Annotated in this window: 22 protein-coding genes; 11 read left to right on the top strand and 11 right to left on the bottom strand. The window is 66.5% G+C overall.

Features of this window, described 5'->3' with window-relative positions; genetic code table 11:
• Positions 1 to 110 precede the first annotated feature (110 nt).
• Both OR37_RS15890 and OR37_RS15885 read left to right on the top strand, forming a co-directional pair.
• On the top strand, positions 111 to 425 hold the full coding sequence (locus OR37_RS15890) for a metalloregulator ArsR/SmtB family transcription factor (RefSeq protein ID WP_004622047.1): 315 nt from the start codon (positions 111 to 113) through the stop codon (positions 423 to 425).
• Positions 400 to 1,056 carry an SdpI family protein gene (locus OR37_RS15885; RefSeq protein ID WP_004622045.1) on the top strand — a complete coding sequence of 219 codons (657 nt, stop codon included), beginning with the start codon at positions 400 to 402 and terminating at the stop codon, positions 1,054 to 1,056. The genes OR37_RS15890 and OR37_RS15885 overlap by 26 nt, the downstream gene beginning before the upstream one ends.
• 9 nt (positions 1,057 to 1,065) lie before the next feature.
• Here the strand turns inward: OR37_RS15885 and OR37_RS15880 are convergent, their stop codons facing one another.
• A complete protein-coding gene (locus OR37_RS15880; protein WP_035017555.1) occupies positions 1,066 to 1,539 on the bottom strand; it encodes a chemotaxis protein CheW in 474 nt (157 codons plus the stop codon).
• A gap of 194 nt (positions 1,540 to 1,733) precedes the next feature.
• On the opposite strand from OR37_RS15880, the gene OR37_RS15875 reads away from it, so the two are divergent.
• Positions 1,734 to 2,129: a hypothetical protein gene (locus OR37_RS15875; RefSeq protein WP_004622041.1), complete on the top strand. Its 396-nt coding sequence runs from the start codon at positions 1,734 to 1,736 to the stop codon at positions 2,127 to 2,129.
• Between the two features lie 204 nt (positions 2,130 to 2,333).
• Positions 2,334 to 2,561 (top strand): hypothetical protein, encoded by a 228-nt coding sequence (locus tag OR37_RS15870; RefSeq protein WP_004622039.1) that lies wholly within the window; start codon positions 2,334 to 2,336, stop codon positions 2,559 to 2,561.
• Between the two features lie 361 nt (positions 2,562 to 2,922).
• On the opposite strand, the gene OR37_RS15865 is transcribed toward OR37_RS15870, so the two are convergent.
• Positions 2,923 to 3,486: a bactofilin family protein gene (locus tag OR37_RS15865; protein WP_004622037.1), complete on the bottom strand. Its 564-nt coding sequence runs from the start codon at positions 3,484 to 3,486 to the stop codon at positions 2,923 to 2,925.
• Positions 3,487 to 3,552: 66 nt separating this feature from the next.
• Positions 3,553 to 3,798, bottom strand: a complete 246-nt coding sequence (locus OR37_RS15860; protein WP_004622034.1) for a DUF2188 domain-containing protein — start codon at positions 3,796 to 3,798, stop codon at positions 3,553 to 3,555.
• Between the two features lie 161 nt (positions 3,799 to 3,959).
• On the opposite strand from OR37_RS15860, the gene OR37_RS15855 reads away from it, so the two are divergent.
• Together OR37_RS15855 and OR37_RS21495 are read left to right on the top strand one after the other, a co-directional pair.
• A complete protein-coding gene (locus OR37_RS15855; protein ID WP_004622032.1) occupies positions 3,960 to 4,286 on the top strand; it encodes a HigA family addiction module antitoxin in 327 nt (108 codons plus the stop codon).
• 255 nt (positions 4,287 to 4,541) lie between these two features.
• The gene (locus tag OR37_RS21495; protein ID WP_106404396.1) at positions 4,542 to 4,988 is read left to right on the top strand and encodes a WapI family immunity protein; all 447 of its coding nucleotides are present in this window, start codon (positions 4,542 to 4,544) and stop codon (positions 4,986 to 4,988) included.
• 221 nt (positions 4,989 to 5,209) lie between these two features.
• Here OR37_RS21495 and cobS read toward each other — a convergent pair whose 3' ends face one another.
• Complete coding sequence (gene cobS / locus OR37_RS15850; RefSeq protein ID WP_004622030.1) at positions 5,210 to 6,220, bottom strand: cobaltochelatase subunit CobS; 1,011 nt, start codon at positions 6,218 to 6,220, stop codon at positions 5,210 to 5,212.
• A 76-nt stretch (positions 6,221 to 6,296) separates the two neighbouring features.
• Positions 6,297 to 6,665: an RcnB family protein gene (locus OR37_RS15845; protein WP_004622028.1), complete on the bottom strand. Its 369-nt coding sequence runs from the start codon at positions 6,663 to 6,665 to the stop codon at positions 6,297 to 6,299.
• A 134-nt stretch (positions 6,666 to 6,799) separates the two neighbouring features.
• Here OR37_RS15845 and OR37_RS15840 point away from each other — a divergent pair, with 134 nt between their 5' ends.
• The gene (locus tag OR37_RS15840) at positions 6,800 to 7,510 is read left to right on the top strand and encodes a phosphatase PAP2 family protein (protein WP_004622026.1); all 711 of its coding nucleotides are present in this window, start codon (positions 6,800 to 6,802) and stop codon (positions 7,508 to 7,510) included.
• 68 nt (positions 7,511 to 7,578) lie between these two features.
• Complete coding sequence (locus OR37_RS15835) at positions 7,579 to 8,205, top strand: hypothetical protein (protein WP_004622024.1); 627 nt, start codon at positions 7,579 to 7,581, stop codon at positions 8,203 to 8,205.
• Here the strand turns inward: OR37_RS15835 and OR37_RS15830 are convergent.
• The 3 genes from OR37_RS15830 to OR37_RS15820 form a co-directional block, all read right to left on the bottom strand.
• A complete protein-coding gene (locus OR37_RS15830; protein ID WP_004622022.1) occupies positions 8,202 to 8,642 on the bottom strand; it encodes a hypothetical protein in 441 nt (146 codons plus the stop codon). The genes OR37_RS15835 and OR37_RS15830 overlap by 4 nt on opposite strands.
• A gap of 81 nt (positions 8,643 to 8,723) precedes the next feature.
• Complete coding sequence (locus OR37_RS15825) at positions 8,724 to 10,034, bottom strand: hypothetical protein (protein WP_004622020.1); 1,311 nt, start codon at positions 10,032 to 10,034, stop codon at positions 8,724 to 8,726.
• A gap of 115 nt (positions 10,035 to 10,149) precedes the next feature.
• The gene (locus tag OR37_RS15820; protein WP_004622018.1) at positions 10,150 to 10,800 is read right to left on the bottom strand and encodes a J domain-containing protein; all 651 of its coding nucleotides are present in this window, start codon (positions 10,798 to 10,800) and stop codon (positions 10,150 to 10,152) included.
• A gap of 56 nt (positions 10,801 to 10,856) precedes the next feature.
• Here OR37_RS15820 and OR37_RS15815 point away from each other — a divergent pair, with 56 nt between their 5' ends.
• The 3 genes from OR37_RS15815 to OR37_RS15805 all read left to right on the top strand — a co-directional run bounded on the left by OR37_RS15815 (position 10,857) and on the right by OR37_RS15805 (position 15,139).
• A complete protein-coding gene (locus OR37_RS15815) occupies positions 10,857 to 11,132 on the top strand; it encodes a BolA family protein (RefSeq protein WP_081612968.1) in 276 nt (91 codons plus the stop codon).
• 108 nt (positions 11,133 to 11,240) lie between these two features.
• Entirely contained in the window at positions 11,241 to 11,666 is a 426-nt protein-coding gene (cdd, locus tag OR37_RS15810) for a cytidine deaminase (protein ID WP_004622014.1), read from the top strand.
• Between the two features lie 476 nt (positions 11,667 to 12,142).
• The gene (locus OR37_RS15805; protein WP_004622012.1) at positions 12,143 to 15,139 is read left to right on the top strand and encodes a TonB-dependent receptor plug domain-containing protein; all 2,997 of its coding nucleotides are present in this window, start codon (positions 12,143 to 12,145) and stop codon (positions 15,137 to 15,139) included.
• Between the two features lie 139 nt (positions 15,140 to 15,278).
• Here OR37_RS15805 and OR37_RS15800 read toward each other — a convergent pair whose 3' ends face one another.
• The 3 genes from OR37_RS15800 to OR37_RS15790 form a co-directional block, all read right to left on the bottom strand.
• Entirely contained in the window at positions 15,279 to 15,647 is a 369-nt protein-coding gene (locus tag OR37_RS15800) for a response regulator (protein ID WP_004622009.1), read from the bottom strand.
• A gap of 3 nt (positions 15,648 to 15,650) precedes the next feature.
• Positions 15,651 to 17,237, bottom strand: coding sequence for a sensor histidine kinase (locus OR37_RS21145; RefSeq protein WP_106404397.1), 1,587 nt, complete (start codon positions 17,235 to 17,237; stop codon positions 15,651 to 15,653).
• 100 nt (positions 17,238 to 17,337) lie between these two features.
• On the bottom strand, positions 17,338 to 18,624 hold the full coding sequence (locus OR37_RS15790) for an HlyC/CorC family transporter (protein ID WP_004622005.1): 1,287 nt from the start codon (positions 18,622 to 18,624) through the stop codon (positions 17,338 to 17,340).
• Between the last annotated feature and the right edge of the window lie 50 nt (positions 18,625 to 18,674).

The following is an 18,674-nucleotide window of genomic DNA, read 5'->3' as shown; positions in this document are numbered from 1 at the left end:
GGACACTAGCGTTCGGCCGGGGGGCAGCGGAAGGGTGGTTCGAACATTTGTTTGGGCCTTTCGCGCGGCGCCTCTTTCAATTAGGAAGATTCCTAATTAGGATCTTTCCTATGAACGGCGTCTTCAAAGCCCTGTCCCATCCGGCGCGCCGCCAGATCGTGGCGATGCTGCGCGAGCGCCCGATGCAGTCGGGCGAGATCGCGGCGGCCTTCGACATGAGCTGGCCGACGATCACCGGACACCTGACCACGCTGAAGGACGCGGGCCTGGTCGACGCCGAGCGGGACGGAACCTCGATCCGCTACCGGCTGCGCATCTCGGCGTTGGAAGAGGCGCTGGCCCTGCTTTTGGACCTTGTGGACTCGACCCCGAAGGGCGAGTCGATCGGAGACCTTGGCCATGAACGGTCAAAACCGCCGCGTTGACGCGGTGTCGTGGATCTTGATCCTGGGGCAGTTCGGACTGGCCGGGGCCATCGCCTGGCTGGGGCCGACCCATCCTCTGCCGATGCATTTCGGCTTCGACGGTCAGGTCAATCGCTGGGGCTCTCGCACCGAGATGGCCGGCGTCGTCCTGCTTCTGGCGGCGATCTCGGCCGTGGCGGCCCTGTTCGGACGTCGGCCGGACGAGGACGCCCACCTGCTGCGCGGCCGGCGCTTCAGCCAGGCGGCGGTGGTCTGGGTGACGTCCCTCGTGGCCTTGCTGGCCGCCGGCCTGACCTGGGGCTGGGACGACCAGCCGGGGCCGCGCCTGGGGATGTTGTCGATCAGCGCCGTGCTGGCCTTCATCGGCGCGCTGCTGGGCAAGACCAGCCCCAACGCCCTGGTCGGGGTCAGGACGCCCTGGACCTTCTCCAGTCCCCTGGCCTGGGAAAAGGCCAACCGCTTGGCGGGACGGCTGTTCTTCTGGGGCGGGGTGGCCGGCGGCCTGGCCATGCCGTTCGCCCCGCAGCCGGCGGGCTTCAAGGCGGTGACCCTGGGCGCGCTGGCGGTCGCCGCGGTCGCGGTCTTCGAAAGCTGGCGCGTCTGGCGCGGCGATCCGGACCGGATTCGTTGAGGCGTCCGGTTAGGCCGCCATCGCTTCCGGCGGGCGCTCGGGCAGGATGCGGCTGACGGCCAGCAGGACCGTCATCGCGCCCTCGCCCGAGGTGATCACGGCCGCGACCAGCGGCGAGTCCTCGCCATCGCCCAGGCTGGGCGGGGCGTTGATCTGATCGGCCTCGACGGTGAAGCTGTCGCAGACCGCGTCGACCAGCAGGCCGGCGACGTCGCTTTGGTTCTCGACCACGATGATCACCTGACGCGGGCCGTCCTGGGCCGCGCCCTTGCCCAGTCGCCACGACAGGTCGATGACCGGCATGACCTGGCCGCGCAGATTGATGACGCCGCGCACATAGGCGGGCGCGTCGGGCAGCGGGGTGGGCGGGGTGACGCCCCGGATCTCGCGCACCGCGCTCACCGGCACGCAATAGGTCTGGGCGCCGACCTCGAACGACAGGACCTGGAGGGCCTGACCCTGGGCGTAGGACGTGCTGGACATGGCGATCTCCATGGCGCGAAGGCGCGTGCTGTCTTCGTTGGCGGTCATCATTCCGAGAAAAGATGAACAAACCCGTTCCCGCGCGTGGTGAACGATTTCGTTCAGGCGCCGTTCAGGCAGGGAGGCTCATCGTTGTTCTCACGCTTGAGACGACGCGCCGCGCCGCCAGGAAGCGAGGACCCAAGGAGGCTGTCATGGCCAACAGGATGATGAACAAGATCGGCCGGGTCGCCGCCGGCCTCGCCGCCGTTTCGCTGGTCGCCGCGGCGACCACGGCTTCGGCCGACCCGCGCTATTACTATGGTCACCGTGGGCACGGCGACACCGCCGCGGCGGCGGTCGCCGCCGGCATCGTCGGCCTCGCGGTCGGCGCGGCCATCGCCGACAGCGGTCACCACGATCGCTATTATGAGCGCGTCTACGTGCCCGCGCCGCCCCCGCCCCCGCCGCCCCCTCCGCCGCGCTACTACGGGTACGGCTATTATGGCTACGGCTACGCGCCGCGTCCGTACTACGACCGCGACTGCTGGACGACCCGCGAATACGACCGCTGGAATGGGTCGTATTACGAGCGGACCGTCTGCCGCTAAGTCTTTGAAATCTGGCCGCCGTTGTGAGCCGGCGGCCTGATGCCCGGCGCACCGCCCCCGAGATCGCCGGGCCCCAGCCCCCAGGATCAGCCCCGATCCTGGGGGCTCTTTCTTGGCCTGAACGCCATGTGGCAACTAGGACTCGACTCCGGCGTCGAATGAGAACAAAAAAGCAACATTTCCGTCGCCCATAGGAGGGGAGTCATGGCGCCCGACGCGCGAGCCTGCATCTTCGAAAGCCCGTTCGGCGCGGGCCTGGCCTTGACCGACGATCGGCTGGACATCGCCGAGGCGGTGCTGGCCGGCGCCTGGCGCACCCTGCGCGCGGCCGGCTTCGGCGAGGCCGAGGTGCAGGCCCTGTTCGACCAGATCGCCGACCGGCCGCAAGACCTGGCGCGGCGTCTGCGCAGGATGGCCAATAGCGGGCTCTGATTTTTCGCGGGCGCCGCATCCGCGCCGGCCGACAGGGCGTAGTCGAGACGAGCCATCCGGCCTTCGTCCCGCGCCGCGCGTCATTTTGACACGGGCGACAAAGGACCGGACACGCCGCGCCGCCCGTCGGCCGTCCCCAGATCGGACGGGCGCGCCGCGGAGCCTCTCCGCCAGACTCCCGGCGGGGAGGCTCCGATGACGCGTGAGGCCGCCTTTGGACCTTATGAAGACTGGCCGGTCGGGCTCGCCTTAGAGCCTTTAGCCTGAAATCGGAATCGATTTCAGGCGTCAAAAAGGCTCTAAATCAAATGTTTAGAGCGTGAGATAAGCTGAAACCGGTTCCCACTTTCAGCCTCACGCTCTAGTGCGGCATGTGATTGTAGGGCGTCTGAGAGGCCGATGGCGTCATCGGCGCGGGCTGAGCGGCCTGGGTCTGGGTCTGAGACTGGGGCGGCGCGGTCGGCGCCGGGGCCGTCTGCGGCGCGCGCCGGAATTTCAGGCTGCGGCCCTGGAACTCCGCGCCCGGCTCCATGGCCAGTTGCTCGTGGGTGATGTCGCCATCGACGCGGGCCGTGCCGTAAAGGCGCACGGCCGGGGCCGTGATCGAGCCGATAATCAGGCCGTGGATCTCGACGGCTTGGGCGACGATCGAGCCCTCGATGCGCGCGTTGGGGCCGACGATAAGTTTGCCGACCTTCACGTCGCCCATCACCACGCAGTCGATATGGGCCTCGACGTCGCCGAGGATGTCGCCGCGAACGGTCAGGCCTTGGGTGAACAGCGACGCCGCCTTGGCGCGCGCGGACGCGGCGCTGGGCGCGGCGGCCTGGACCGGCGGCCGCGCCGCCTGCGGCGCGACCGAACGCGGCTGTTCCAGGGGAGCCAGGGCCAGCGGCGCGGGGGCTTCTTTCTTCTTGACGAACATGGGCGGCGACCTTGTCTCGAATTGGCTCTTGGACGGCCGACGCAGCAAGATCGAGGCCGTTCCGGGTTACTGGGCGTCCTCGACGCGGGTGGTCGGGCGGTCGTCGCCGTCCGACAATTCCTGGCGCCAGACCGCGTTCTTGTCCTCGTAGGTGATGCCGACGTCCTCGCCGGGCAGGGTCTGCTCGCCGGCCGCGCGCTTGGCGGCGGCCAGCGCCGCGTCGTGGGTCGGGAAGGTCTCGGAGAAGGTCTCGCCCACCTTGTAGGCCCAGCCGCCGTCGTGCTCGACGAGGGTGTAGGTGACTTGGGTCATGATGCGTCTCCGATGGATGAAGCAGGTCGAACGAACCGCCACCATGGGCGGTTCCGACGGCGCTGTCTTGTCGGAAAGCGTTGAGCGGCGATAAGCTTATTGGGGAGTTCTCTTGATAATATCAACTTGAGGTATATATTGGCGCGAGCGGAGCAGAGACGATGTCGAGATCGCCGGCCATCATCGACAGCGATCCGGCGGGCGGGCCAATTAACCCAACGCCCGGCGACATCCTGCTGGAAGACTTCCTAAAGCCGATCGGCATGAGCCAGACGGCTCTGGCCAAGGCCATTGGCGTTCCGCCGCGCCGCATCAACGAGATCGTGCTGGGCAAGCGCGCCGTAACGGCTGATACCGACCTTCGGCTGGCGCGCTACTGGGGACTGTCGGCGGGGTTCTGGCTCGGCCTGCAGATGGACTACGACCTGATGGAGCAGCGCCGGAAGATGGGCGCGGAGCTGGAGAAGATCACGCCTCGGGCGGCTTGAGACGGGCCAAGATCCGTTCGAGATATTTCAAATGAACCGACCTCCCCGGCGAACGTCGGGGCCCAGAGTCATCCTGGAGCGGCTGGGGATGACGCGACATCGGTCTGGACCGAAAGCCTGGACGCCAGTGGCCTCGATCTGGATCCCGGCGTTCGCCGGGAGGGTCGGGTTTGTGGAGAGATGTTCGAGGCCGCTTACGGCCCGTAGCGGACCATCAATACGTCCGTTAAGATCGTGGAGAAACGGGGGCATTTCGTGACGCTGACCGGCGACGACTCTTCTGTGCGGCTGACTATCGTTGGCTACCAATTCCCTGAGATCATTGGCGATGAGTGGGATTCCAATTGGCTTATTGTCGATGGATCGGCCAGCCTTGCAGGCCGTGATTGGCAGTTCAGAGATCCGTGCCTGACAACTTTCGAAGCCATTGAGCTAGCGAATTGGCTTGAAGCGTGCGCTCGCGGGAATACGGGAAAAACATACTGCGGCTTCACAGAGCCAAACCTTGAGTTCGAACTGCTCAATCCGCAGACCTTGCGTGTGAGCTTCGCGCTAGAGGCTGCCCCGCCCTGGTCCAAAGCAGGGGACGAATTGGTCCAGCACAGCTTCAATGTCCCGGTTGGCCCCTCGCTTTTCGAGGCCGCAGCCGATTTGCGCCATCAGCTCCAGAACTTTCCCATGCGGGGTCCTATCGAAGGCTGACTGTCCGTCTTCCCCCCTACACGCACCGCAAAGACGTCCGCTTTCCGGATGCACACCCCGCGGCGAAAGCGTTCGCGATCCCGGCTGTAGCCTAGCCCCGCGCCTGGACCCACGTCCCGACAACACCCACCCAGCCCCGCCCAAAGCAAAACACCCGCCTCCTGGGAGACGGGTGTTTCGAACCATCAGCTCAACGGGCTCGGCGATGACGCCGCCGCGCCCTACGCCACCTTCACCCGCGCCGCGCTTTCCGGCAGGTCCGTGCCGAACGCGCGCTGGAAGAACTCGGCCACCGTGGGGCGCTCCAGTTCGTCGCACTTGTTCAGGAAGGTCAGGCGGAAGGCCAGGGCCACGTCGTGGTCAAAGATTTCGGCGTTCTGGGCCCAGGTGATCACCGTGCGCGGGCTCATGACGGTCGAGATGTCGCCGTTCATGAAGGCGTTGCGGGTCATGTCGGCGACGCGGACCATGGCGGCCAGGGTGCGCTTGCCCTCGGCGGTGTCGTAGGACGGGTTCTTGGCCAGCACGATCGCCGCCTCGACGTCGTGCTCGAGGTAGTTCAGCGTCGTGACGATCGACCAGCGGTCCATCTGGCCTTGGTTGATCTGCTGGGTGCCGTGATAGAGGCCCGTCGTGTCGCCCAGACCGATGGTGTTGGTCGTGGCGAACAGGCGGAAGTACGGATTGGCGCGGATGACGCGGTTCTGGTCCAGCAGGGTCAGCTTGCCGCCGGCTTCCAGCACGCGCTGGATCACGAACATCACGTCCGGGCGCCCGGCGTCGTATTCGTCGAACACCAGGGCGATCGGGCGCTGCAGCGACCACGGCAGAATGCCTTCGCGGAACTCGGTGACCTGCTTGCCGTCCTTCAGGACGATGGCGTCCTTGCCGACCAGGTCGATGCGCGAGACGTGGCTGTCGAGGTTGACCCGAACCAGCGGCCAGTTCAGGCGCGCGGCCACCTGCTCGATGTGGGTCGACTTGCCGGTGCCGTGATAGCCCTGGACCATCACGCGGCGGTCCTTGGCGAAGCCGGCGCAGATCGCCTTGGTCGTCTGCGGATCGAAGCGGTAGGCGCTGTCGATCTCCGGCACGTGCGGGTCGCGATGGCTGAAGGCCGGGACCTTCATGTCGCTGTCGACGCCGAACGCATCGCGCAGCGTCACCCACTTGTCGGGGACCAGGGTGATCAGCGGATCTTGGGCGGAGCTGGTTTCGGCGAACTCGGGCATGGCTACCCGATATAGCCTTGACGCGGGGGTAGGGAAGAGGGCGCCGCGCGGCGACGCCCTTTCCTGGGCCACTTTTTTAGCGGTCGGCCAGAATGACCGAGGCGATCACGCCCGTGGCGACGGCGGCCAGGACGTATTGGTCATTGACGCGATGCCAGCGATAGCCGCGGGGCGGCGGGCGCAGATGGTGGGCGCGCCAATCGCTGACATAATAGGCGTTGCCGCGCCAGCGCGGATCCAGGCGCTCGCCCCGGTTCCAGCGACGATGGTCGTGGCGCCAGTCATCCCGTCGATCGTCGCGGCGCGCCTGGTCGAAACGGCCTTGCTGATAGGCGCGGTCTCGGCCGTCATAGCGTCCGTCGTGACGATAGTCCTGGGCCGAGGCGGCATTGGCTGCGCCGCCCAGCATCAGCAGGGCGACGGAAGTGGTCAGTATGCGTTTCATGTCGGGTCTCCTTTCGAGAGGTCGCGAGCCTAGGCGGCTCGACATGGTCCCGACTTGAACGGCTAGCCTCGGCTTAAGTTCATGTTTCGAATGGGAAATCATATTTCAGGTTGTGGTCTGGAGCCGTCATCGTCTTGATCCGTATCGACTTTCGGGAGCTGCTCGGCGCCGCGCGGCGCGAGTTGGGCGTCACCTCCGCCCTGCTGGTCATGGCGCTGGGCGCGACCGGTTTTCTGGCCATCGCCGAGGAGGTCTCCGAAGGCGGGACCCACCGTTTCGACCGCTCGGTCCTCACGGCCTTGCGGGTCGACGGCCAGCCCCATCAGCTGGTCGGACCGCCCTGGCTGCACGTCGCGGCGGTCGACATCACCGCCCTGGGCTCGATCACGGTGCTGAGCCTGGTGATCCTGCTGGCCTTCGCGCTGCTGGCCTCGCTGCGGCGCTGGGCGGAGGCGCTTCTGCTCGCGGTCGGGGCCGGCGGAGGGCTGCTGATCAGCCAGGGCCTGAAGCGGCTGTTCGAGCGCGAGCGGCCCGACCTGGCCTATCGCGCGGTCGAGGCGGTCAACGCCAGCTTTCCGTCGGGCCACGCGATGCTGTCGGCCGTGGTGTTCCTGACCCTGGGCGTCCTGGCCGCCCGTTATGCCGACCGGCGGCGGGTCAAGGTGCTGGCCGTGGTCTCCGCCGTCCTGGTCAGCCTGCTGGTCGGCCTGAGCCGGGTCTATCTGGGCGTCCACTGGGCCAGCGACGTGCTGGCCGGCTGGAGCGCCGGCGCGGCCTGGGCCATGGCCTGCTGGCTGGCGGCATTCCTTTTGCGGCGAAGGTTTTTCGCCGAGCAGGTGTTTTAACTCGCCCAAGGGTATTCAGATAAGTATGGCGCTCTCATGCGGCGATCTGCCCGCGACGGGGACCGGTCATGCTGTTTCTGTGGGGTTCCAACCGAGTCAGAAAACCCATCCGGAATATTGGCTATTCTTTCTGCGACCAGTGCGGTGCTCAGCAGCCGTGCTCGGCGCGTCTGGACTACACCGTCCGCCACTTCCAGGTGGTTTTCCGGTTCGTAACGGGCAAGGAATACACGGGCTTCTGCGATATCTGCCGCGCTCGTCTCGGCCTGCTCGATCCCAGGGTGGTCGAGCGGAAGCTTAAGCGTAACCCGATCCCGCTTCTAAACCGCTGGGGCTGGGCATTCGCAATGGCGGCGTTAGCGGGCGTGATCGCTTGGGTGATTGATGAAGAAAGGCAGGCCGCTGACAACACAACAGCTTATCTCGCCGCGCCGCGCGTCGGCGATATCTACGCGATATCCGACGATCGTCTCGTAGCCATGGCTTGCATGAGTTGCCGCTACGGCGCCGCGAAGGTGGTGTCCGTGGAAGCCAACGGCGTCTATGTCCGCGAAACCAAGTTCTCTTGGAACGATTTTGCCGCGCCGAGCGACGAAAAATACTATTCGGACCAGCGTGAATTCGTCTCCTTAGGCCAACTGCGAGATATGAAGGCGCGGGGAACGATTATCCGAGCGGTCCGTGAAGTTCCCTAAGCGGCCTTCGGCTTCGGACGCCACCTGAGCTCCAGCGTGGTCCAGACCGCGCCGGCGAAGTCGCCCAGCCCCACCGCCAGCCAGGCCTTGGGCAGCCAGTCGGCCAGGACGAAGGCCCCGATGATCACCAGCGACAGCACCCGCAGCACCACGGACGCGCGCATGTAGGTGCGCTGGCCGGTCCAGCCGGCGACGTGATAGCCCATCCCATAGGCCAGCAGCACCAGCCCCGTGAACCGGACCCAAGGCAGGCTGGCGGCCTCGACCGGCGATTTCAGCAGATGCAACACCGGGTGCGGCGCGATCGCCAGCGCCAGGCCGGCCGTCGACACCAAAACGCCCCAAGTCCAGATGCTCCACGGCTTGCCGAACGGCACCGGTGTCACCGGCGTCGGCGCCTCGGTCGGCGCGCGCCACTCCGGATCGCTGTCGGTCATCGAAAAGGGCCCCTGCTCGCCGCGCGCCGGCGCGCGACAATGCCCATTCGTCGGTTGCGTCGCAAGGCGTCGACTTTGTCGCTAGAGGATCCGGGGATCGCTCAGCAGGCGGCGGGCGGCCTGGAAGGCGGCGTCGACCAGGCTAGCGTCCACGCAGCGCGCGTCGTCGCCGGCCGCGTGGTGGAAGCGATGCGCGCCGAAGACGCCCGCCACCCGCGTATAGCCGGCGGCCGCGATGTGGGTCAGCTCTCCGGCCGCGCCGGCGCCCAGCGGGTAGGGGGCCTCGAGACCCGCCAGACCCTTGAACGCCGCGCGGCACGGGGCGATGAGGTCGGGGCTGGCCAGCAGGAAGCGCTGGGGATCGGCGCTGGGCAACGGCGCCAGTCGGCCGCCCAGCTCGTGCCAGTCGCGCGCGGCCAGGTTGGCGCCGAGGTGAAGCCAGAAGCGGGTCTGGTCCGGCGGCGGCGCGGCCTTGTCCAGCAGGTGCTCGGCGCCGAGGTTTTCGTACTCGTGGCCGCTGTTGCAGACGAAGGCGAGATCGACGGGCAGGTTGGCGCGACTGGCCCAGTCGGCCAGCATCATCCACGCCGCCACCCCCGGCCCCCGTTCGCCCGCGCAGCCAAACCAGCCCGAGCGCGGGGTCGACACCACCAGCCAGCGGCCTCGGCCGCCGTCCTTACGTCCGATCAGGTTGAAGGTTTCCCGACGACCGGCCTGGCCGGTGATCCGCAGCACGCCCCTCGCACCCGACCGGGCCGCCTTGATCAGGGCCGGCGCGTCCTTCGGCGCCAGCACGGCCACTGGGGCGGCGAACATCGGCGCGCGGCCGTCGGCGTTCAGCGCCAGAGCCTCGCCGCTGGGACCGCTGGTGATCAGGACCACGGCGCGCGCCCCGGCTTTCAGCGCCGCCTCGACCGGCCCGAACACGGCCGGGGCCGCCGCGGTGCTCCAGCGTCCGTAGGGGAGGCGGATGACGACGATGGCGTCGGTCGCCGGGCTGGCCGCGTCCTCGGGATCGCGCACCAGCACCGGCCCCTCGATCCCGTCCGGTCCAGTGGGCCGGACGATGGCCTGCGGAATGACGGGGGCGCGGGCCTCGCCGATCTGGAACGACGTCTCGGTCGCCTCGAAAAAGGGCGCGTCGAAGGCCTGGCGTTCGACCGAAAAGCCGCGCGCCGTCAGCCACTGGGCCATCCATTCGCCGCAGGCCAGGTCGCCGGGACCGCCGCTGGCCTTGCCGCCGAGGGCGACATAGCGTTCGAGCAGCGCGCCGGCCGACGGCGGCTCGGTCGGTCCCGCCGCGTCAGCGCCAGCCGCCCGTCCGCCCGCCAGTCCGCCCGTCAGCGCGCCGGCCACGGGCGCGGCGAGCAGGGAACGTCGGGTCTGCGCCATCCTGGCCTCCTTCGGGTCCGCCCGGTCGTCGCGATCGGCCGAGCAACCGAACCCTATGACGGTTCATCCCGGATCGGAACCAAGCTGGACCTTCGCGGCCCGGTCCAACGGCGGCCTAAACCAGACCCGACTTCTGCAGCTGCTTATAGGCCTTGATGACCCGCTGCAGCTTGTGCTCGGCGCTGCGGTCGCCGCCGTTGGAGTCCGGGTGGCAGCGCTTGAGCAGCTCCTTGTAGCGGACCTTGATGGCCGCCTTGTCGGCGCCGGCCTCGAGGTCCAGGTCCGCGAGGGCCTGGCGCTCCAGCTTGCCCAGGCCGCGCTCGGCGGCCGCGCGCTGGGATTCGGCCCGGCGCTGCTGGGCGCGGAAGAGGCCGAACGGGTCGGCGAAGGCGCGGGCGTCGCGAGCGGCCTGGGCGGCCGCCTCGCGCGAATTGGCGTCGGCCTTGAAGCTCCAGGTCGGCCGCCCGCCGGTCATCCGCTCGGACTCCTGCTCGGCGCGGATCTGGGCTTCGGTCATGCCCGCGTAGAAGTTCCAGTTCTTGTTGTACTCGGCCGCGTGCTGCTGGCAGAACCAGTAGTGCTGGCCCGGCAGGTCGCGCGACTTCGGCGCCTTGGCCGAGCCGGGCAGGCGACAGTCGGGGTGGTCGCAACGCTTTTCGCCGGGCTTGAGGCCCAGGACGTCGTGAACCGGGTCGTCTTCGCCCTGCTTGGGCGGCCGGACCCGGATGTCGGTGAATTTGGGGCGGTACTCGAACGGCCGGCTCATGGCGTCTAGAGTAGTCGCGCGCTATTTCCGTTCAAGGATTGACAAGCAAGAGTCGCATCATGGGCGCCGTCGCCGACACCCTTCGCCGCAAGCTGGAAGAGGCTTTTTCGCCGACGCGTCTGGAGCTGGTCGACGACAGCGACCGCCACCACGGCCACGCGGGGCACAGCGGCGCGGGCGAGAGCCACTTCACGCTGAGAATCGAGTCGGCGGCCTTCGCCGGCCAGCCCCGCGTGGCCCGCCAGCGCCTGGTGATGAAGGCGCTGGCCGACGAACTGGCCGGTCCGGTCCACGCCCTGTCGATCGTCGCGACGGCGCCGGGCGAAAAGTAAGGCGATCCTTACTTTTGTTCCGAGCTCTCCTTTTTGCCGCTTGATTTGACGGCCCGCGACTGATTGCCTCTCTCCCCGGCGCGATCCCGCCGGAAGGCAGGGAACCGCATGAGCGCCGACGTCACCGCATCGACCGAACTCGAAACCCAGGCCGCCGCGACCCTGCCGGGGCTGCTGTCGCGGTCCTACGCGCGCTATTCGACCTTCACGGTCGCCGCGGCGGTGATCGACGACGAGGGACGCGTCCACTACGGCGTCAATGTCGAGAACGCGGCCTATCCGGTCGGAACCTGCGCCGAGCAGACGGCGATCGGGGCGATGATCACGGCGGGCGGCTCGCGGGTCATCGACAAGGTGCTGATCGCCGCCGGCTCCGACGCCGTGGTCCAGCCCTGCGGCGCCTGCCGCCAGCGCATCGCCGAGTTCGCGGGAAAGACCTGCGAGATCGTCTCGGTGCAAGCCGGGCGCCCCACCCAACGCACCGACTTCTGGACCCTGCTGCCCCAATCGTTCGGGCCGCGCGATCTGCGGTGAGGCACTAGCCGAGCGGGGCGCGGATTGAGGCGGAAAGTTGGTGAGATTAAGGCGTTAAACGGTTGGGGGCAGTATGCGCTGTTCTTGGCGAAGAAAAATATTAACACCCATTCAATCGTTAGAAGAATCTCTCTGTGATGTCAGCGAAATATATTCGCGGGCGGTATCGAGCTGCAATTGATGCATAAAATTTGAAATAAGCCGAAATATATAAAATATCTTCTTTGTGAGCGCCGTAAATAAATTCCAAATTTTTGGGCTATTTAAGCTTTATATCGCGATATCGAAGAACGGCGTTCCCTCCCAGAGCGCGCGATTGTGGCCAACGTGCCACGTTTCCTTCAAAATGGAAAAAATATGGCGCAAAAAGGGTTGGGGACTGTCATGGACCTGTTACGGTCGGTTGAGTGGCATTTGGGGATATTTTTTCCCGCCCCGCCTCGAAGACATTTTCTGTTGCTCTGGGGGATTTTCTGTTGAGCTTGAATAAGAACCTTCTGCTGGGCACCTCGGTGATCTCCGGCGTTCTGTCGTTGATGGTCGCTGGCGCTCCCGCGTTCGCTCAAACCGCTCCGACGGCGGCTCCAGCCTCGGAGCCTCAGGAAGTCGAAGCGATCACGGTCACCGGTTCGCGCATCCGCCGCACCGAGTTCACGGCCGCCGCTCCGATCCAGATTCTGACTGCCGAGCGCGCCGAACTCGAAGGGTCGGCCACCCTGTCGGCCATTCTGCAGAATTCGACCCTCGCGGCCGGCACTGGCCAGATCAACAATCAGTACACCGGCTATAACGTCACGGGCGGGCCGGGCGTCAGCACCATCTCGCTGCGCGGCCTCGGCGCGAACCGCACCTTGGTTCTGCTGAACGGTCGTCGCGCGGGGCCGGCCGGTGTTCGTGGTCAGGTTGGTCCGTTCGATCTCGGCGTCGTTCCGGAATCGATCGTGGATCACGTCGAAATCCTGAAAGACGGCGCGTCGTCGATCTACGGCTCGGACGCCGTGGCCGGCGTTGTCAATATCATCACCCGCAAGAAGTTCGACGGCGGCGAGCTGAAGATCTATGGCAGCGACCCCATGGAACACGGCGGTAAATCCTACCGCTTCACGGGCGCTTATGGTAAGACCTTCGAGAAGGGTTACTTCAACGTATCCGGCGAATATTTCCGTCAGGAGATCCTGCGTCGTAGCGACCGCGCCGATACGTCGTGCCAGTCCGACTACCTGTTCGATCCGAAGACCGGCGCCCGGAAGGATTACTTGGATTCGGTCACGGGCCAGTACAAGTGCCTGAACCTCACCAACGGCTATATGCAGCTGGTTAGCGGTTCGGTGAACCTTGTGCCGATCGTCCCTGGCCAGACCTATCCGACCGCTGCTCAGGGCAACAACTCGACTGTGCCCGGCTTCGCCCGCTTCAGCCGGATCGGCTATCCGCTGACCTATCCCTACGCTCCGACCACCTCGCCACTGTGGGATCGCTCGAGTGTCCTGAGCCCGGAAATTCGTTCGACGATCACCTTCAACGGCGGCTACCAGATCACGCCGAAGATCGAGGCCTACACCGAGCTGATGGTCAGCGAGCGCAAGTCGGCGCAGATCGGCGCCGCGCAGGTGTTCCAATCCTTCGCCCAGCGCAACACTGTGAATGGCGCGCCGAACTATCTGCCGGCCTCTAACCCGAATAACACGACCGGCCAAAACGTCGTGACGGTTTCGGCCTACGAGTCGAACGGCCACCAAGACGTTAAGTACTATCGCGCTGTCGCGGGCCTGCGCGGCTCGATCGACTGGAAGGGCGGCTGGGACTGGGATATCTTCGGTCAATACTCCAAGTCGGACGCGAGCTATGATTTTGGTCCGCGCATCTACCTGGACCGCTTCCTGGCCCTGAACAGCCCGAACGTGGCTTGCACCAACACGCCGCTGGGCGGAAACTTCTCGAACTTCGACTGCGCCAAGCTGCCCAACGGCATTCCGTGGACGTCCACCCGGATCCTACAAGGGCAATACACCCAGGCCGAGCGCGACTTCCTGTTCTTCAATGAAACGGGCACCACGAAGTACGATCACGCCTACATTGAAGGCTCGCTGTCGGGGGATCTCTTCTCGCTGCCGGCCGGCCCGATCGGCGCCGCTGTCGGCTTCCAGGTTCGTCACGAGAAGATCAACGATCAGCCCGGCTATCAGGCCGCCAACCGCAACATGGCGCTCTACAGCTCGGCTGGCCCGACGAAGGGTAGCGACAACTCCCGCGACGTGTTTGGTGAGTTGGATATCCCGCTGGTTCGTGACGTTCGTTTCATCGACCGCCTGAACCTGAACGTGTCGGGCCGCTACTCGGACTACGACAGCTATGGTTCGGACAACACCTACAAGGTCGGTCTGAACTGGAAGATCATTCCGTCGATCACGTTGCGGGCCACCCAGGGCACTTCGTTCCGCGCGCCGTCGTTGTATGAACTATACTTGGGCAATCAGGTCGGCTACTCGGGCCAGAGCGCAATCGACCCTTGCTATGATCTTGCCAATTCTAGTACGGCGAGCCAGCAGATTCGGACGAACTGCGCCTCGCAGGGCATTCCGACCTCTTACAACGCTTTGGGCGGCAGCAGCGCGACGGTCTTCTCGACCGGCGGCCAGGGCAACCTGAAGGCCGAAACCGCCAAGGCCCGCACCTTCGGCTTCGTTTGGTCGCCGGCCTTCGCCGACCTGAACGTCGCGGTCGATTACTTCACGATCAACGTGGACAACGAAGTCCGGCAGTTCGGCGCCGCCAATATCCTGAAGCAGTGCTACAACTCGGCTGACTTCCCGAAGAACCCCTTCTGCTCGCTGTTCACGCGTGACCCGACGAAGTTCTACATCCTAACGGTCCAGAACAGCTACGTGAACGTCGCCAATCAGGTGAACCACGGCATCGACCTGACCACCCAGTACAGCAAGGAGCTGTTCAACGGCCGTCTAAACGTGAACTCGCAATTCACCTGGATGACCAAGAACGTCACGACGCTGATGGGCGGCGCCGCTCCGCTGAACTACCTTGGCACGACCTATAACTACGACGGCCCTGGCTTCTCTGGTAATATCTCGGCCACCTTCAAGAAGGACGACTGGACCTTCTTCTGGGGCGTCCAGATGTTCGGCAAGGGCTCCGACGCCGACCAACCTGGGAACATGGGCGACGTGTTCGGCGTCAGCAAGTACACAGACGTGGCGGCCGGCATCACCACCGACTGCACCGCGGCGGTGAACGCCTGCGCCTACTACAACCTGCATGCCGAGTTCACGGCCTATCATACCTTCTCGGTCAAGAAGGACTTCGATGGCCTGTCGGCTCAGGTCGGTATCAACAACGCCTTCGACGAGCGTCCGCCGGCGGCTTCGTCCGGCCAGTTCCGAGTGGGCACCGCCCAACTCGGCAACTACGACATGATTGGCCGCCGTTTGTTCGTGGCGATCAGCAAGAAGTGGTAATCAGCCTCAACAGCTGAGACACCAAGGCGGCGAGGGTGACCTCGCCGCCTTTTTGTTTGTCTTCCGATGACAAATAAAAAACGCGAGCCTGGAACGGGCATCGCGCTTTTCAGATCTATCGGCAGGCGCCCTTCGCGCCCTAGGCCGTCTCGCCGACCAGGCCTTCGAGCACCCGGCGCAGGTCGGCTTCGCGGAAGGGCTTTTGCAGCACGGCGGCGCCGCGATGGTCGTCGGACAGGCCCGCTTCGCCGTAGCCGCTGGCGAAGGCGAACGGCACGCCGCGGGCCTTCAGGGCGTCGGCCACCGGGAAGATCGGCCGGCCGCCCAGATTGACGTCCAGCAGGGCCGCGTCGATGTCGGCCGAACCGGCCAGGCGCAGGGCTTCCTCGATTTCCGCCGCCGGCCCCACGATCGCGCAGCCCAGGTCGGTCAGCATGTCCTCGACCAGCATCGAGACCAGGGCTTCGTCCTCGACGACCAGGACCTTCAGGGACGACAGTGTCTTCATGTGTCAGGGCTCCAGCGCGCGCAGGGGCAACGCCATTTGGCAGACGAGGCCTTCGGCATCATAGTTCAGCTCGACGCCGCCGGATAGTTCCGCCGCGAGGCCGCGTTCCAGCAGTCGGGCGCCGAAGCCGCGCCGGGCGGGCGGGGTGACGGGCGGACCGCCGCGCTCGGCCCAGACCATGCGCAGAATGTCTTCCTCCACCATCCAGGTCACGTCCACGCCGCCGCCCGGAACCGACAGGGCGCCGTACTTGACCGCGTTGGTGGCCAGCTCGTGAATGCCCATGCCCAGGGCCACGGCGGCCTTGGGATTCAGGCGGACATCGGCCTCGTAGGCGAAGGTGACCCGGTCCTCGCCGGCCATGGCGCGCAGCTCGACGTCGAACACCTCGCGCAGGCTGGCGCCGGCCCAGCTCTCGCGGGTCAGGAGGTCGTGGGTCTGGGAGAGGGCGATCAGGCGGGTCTCGAAGGCCTCGCGGAAGAATTCGGGCGAGGCGCTGGAGCGCAGGGTCTGGGCGGCGATCGACTGGACGGTCGCCAGGCTGTTCTTCACGCGGTGGTTCAGCTCGTTGACCAGCAGCTTCTGCCGCTCGTCGGCGCGCTTGCGGTCGGTGATGTCCAGCGACACCCCGGCCAGGCGCCGCGCGCCGCCGTCGTCGGCCGTCTGGGCGGCCCGGCCGCGCGCGTGCAGCCAGCGCAGTTCGCCGCTGGGGAGGACCACGCGATACTCGACGTCGTAGTCGGCGCCGTCGCGGATGGCGCTGTCGATCGCCGCCAGGACGCGGGGGCGGTCGTCGGGATGCAGGGTCGCGATCAGGTCGGCGAAGGTGAACGGCTCTTCGGGCGCGCGACCGTAGTTGCGCTTGCAGAGGTCGGACGCTTCGTAGGCGTGGGTGGCGACGTCCAGGTCCCAGGAGCCCATGCCGCCGGCGTCCAGGGCGAACTTCAGCCGTTCCTCGGCGCGGCGGCGCTCGGTCAGCTCGGCCATGGCCCCGGCCGTCAGCCGGATCGACTCGATCGTCGCGGCGACCTGTCCGCCCAGGCCGACCAGCAGGGTCTCGTCCCGCGCGGTGAAGCGCCCTGGCAGCGGATGGCCGAAGAACAGCCCGCCCAGGACCTCGCCCCGGCGCGTGGCGACGGGGAGGGCGAGGTAGCTGCGCACCGGCAGATGGCCCTCGGGCATCCCCTGGCGCGGCGCGTTGAGCCCGTAGCGCGGATCCTGGGTGATGTCGTCGGAGCGCACGACGCCGGTGTTCTCGAAGGTCGGGGCGAAGAGCGCGGTCTTGCGCACCCGCGGGAAGTCCGCGAACGCCTCCGGCGCGGCGCCCGACAGCCGGTAGAGGGCGTAGGACTCCCCGTCCGGCTCTAGCTGATTGTAGAAGAAGGCCCCGAAGGCCGCGCCGCTGATCTCGCGGGCGCCGTCGATGACCACCTGCACGCAGGTGTCGATGTTGGTGCTTGAGGCGACCGCCTCGGTCACGCGGGCCAGGGTGTCGGACCTGCGGATTTCCTCGGCGAGCGCGCGTTCCAGCGCGGCCGGCGAAAGGCCAGCGTCCGGCGCGTCGCTGTCGCGCGCCTCGCTATCAGCCAAGACACCGGCCAAAACGCCCTCTTTGTCCAACGGACCGCCCCCGGTCCCGAGAGACCGCAAACGTTTGGCCGAGCGATCGGTTCCCGGCGACGGTTCGAAATCAGATGTCCGCGTCCTCGGCGAGCGGCGCGCTGATCCGCAGCGCCGTGATCTGGTTTCTCTGGCGACGGAGCACCTGGAAGCGGTGGCGGTGGAAGATGAAGGTCTGGCCGGGTTCTGGGATGGTCTGGGCCTCGTGGATCACCAGGCCGGCGATGGTCACCGCCTCGCCCTCGGGCAGCCGCCAGTCCAGGGCGCGGTTGAGGTCGCGGACGGTGACGTCGCCATCGACATTGACCGAACCGTCCTGCTGGCGGCGCACGCCGTCGAGGGCGGTGTCGTGCTCGTCCTCGATCTCGCCGACGATCTCTTCCAGGATGTCTTCCAGCGTCACCAGCCCCTGCAGCGCGCCATATTCGTCGACCACGAGGGCGAAGTGGCTCTTGCGCTTGAGGAAGGCGTTCAGCTGGTCCTTGAGGTTGGTGGTGTCGGGAATGAACCACGGCTCGCGCAGGATGGCGGCGATGTCCAGGCCCTCGACCCCGTCCTTGGCCTCGGCCAGGGCCTTCAGCAGGTCGCGGGCGTGCAGCACCCCGACGATGTTCTCGGGCTCGTCGCGATAGACGGGGATGCGGGTGTGCTGGGCCTCCAGCACCGTCTCGACCAACTGGCGCGCGGGCAGGTCGGCGTCCAGCAGGACCATCGACTTGCGATGGACCATGATCTCCGAGACGTCCATGTCCGACAGGTCCAGCACCCCGCCCAGCATCCGCCGGTCGTCGGTCTCCACCAGGCCTTCGGAGTGGTGATAGTCGACCGCGCCGCGAATTTCCTCGTGCGCCGCCAGCACGTCGACGGCCATGTCCAGCTTGACGCCGAACACCCGCAGGGCGCGGCGGACGATCCATTGGATCACATAGATGATCGGGCCGAACGCCCGCACGATGAACAGGGTCGGGCCCGACAGCGCCCGGGCGACGTCGTCGGAGCGCACGATGGCCACGGTCTTGGGCAGCACCTCGGCGAAGACCAGCACCAGCACGGTCATGGTCGCCGTGGCCGCCGCCACGCCCCAGGGACCGGGGATCACCGCCGTCAGCACCTGGGTCGCCAGGGCCGAGGCCAGGATGTTGATCAGGTTGTTGCCCAAGAGCACCGCCCCGATCATCGTCTCCTGGTCGGACAGCAGCTTGTTGACCCGCCGCGCCGGCCGGTCGCCCTCGCGCTCCAGCTGGTGCATCCGCGCGCGGCTGGCCCCCGTCATCGACGTCTCCGCCGCCGAGAACAGCGCCGACAGGGTCAGCAGGGCGATGACGATAGGCGCGAGGCCGAGCAGGGCGGTGAGCATGGGGTTTCTACGTGAGCATTGACGTGGATTTTCGCGAAATAGCTGTATTG

Source organism: Caulobacter vibrioides OR37 (genome assembly GCF_000372645.1).
GTDB classification, from domain to species: domain Bacteria; phylum Pseudomonadota; class Alphaproteobacteria; order Caulobacterales; family Caulobacteraceae; genus Caulobacter; species Caulobacter vibrioides_E.
The sequence above is the reverse complement of the archived record's forward strand: the minus strand, read 5'-3'. Positions and strand labels throughout refer to the sequence as shown.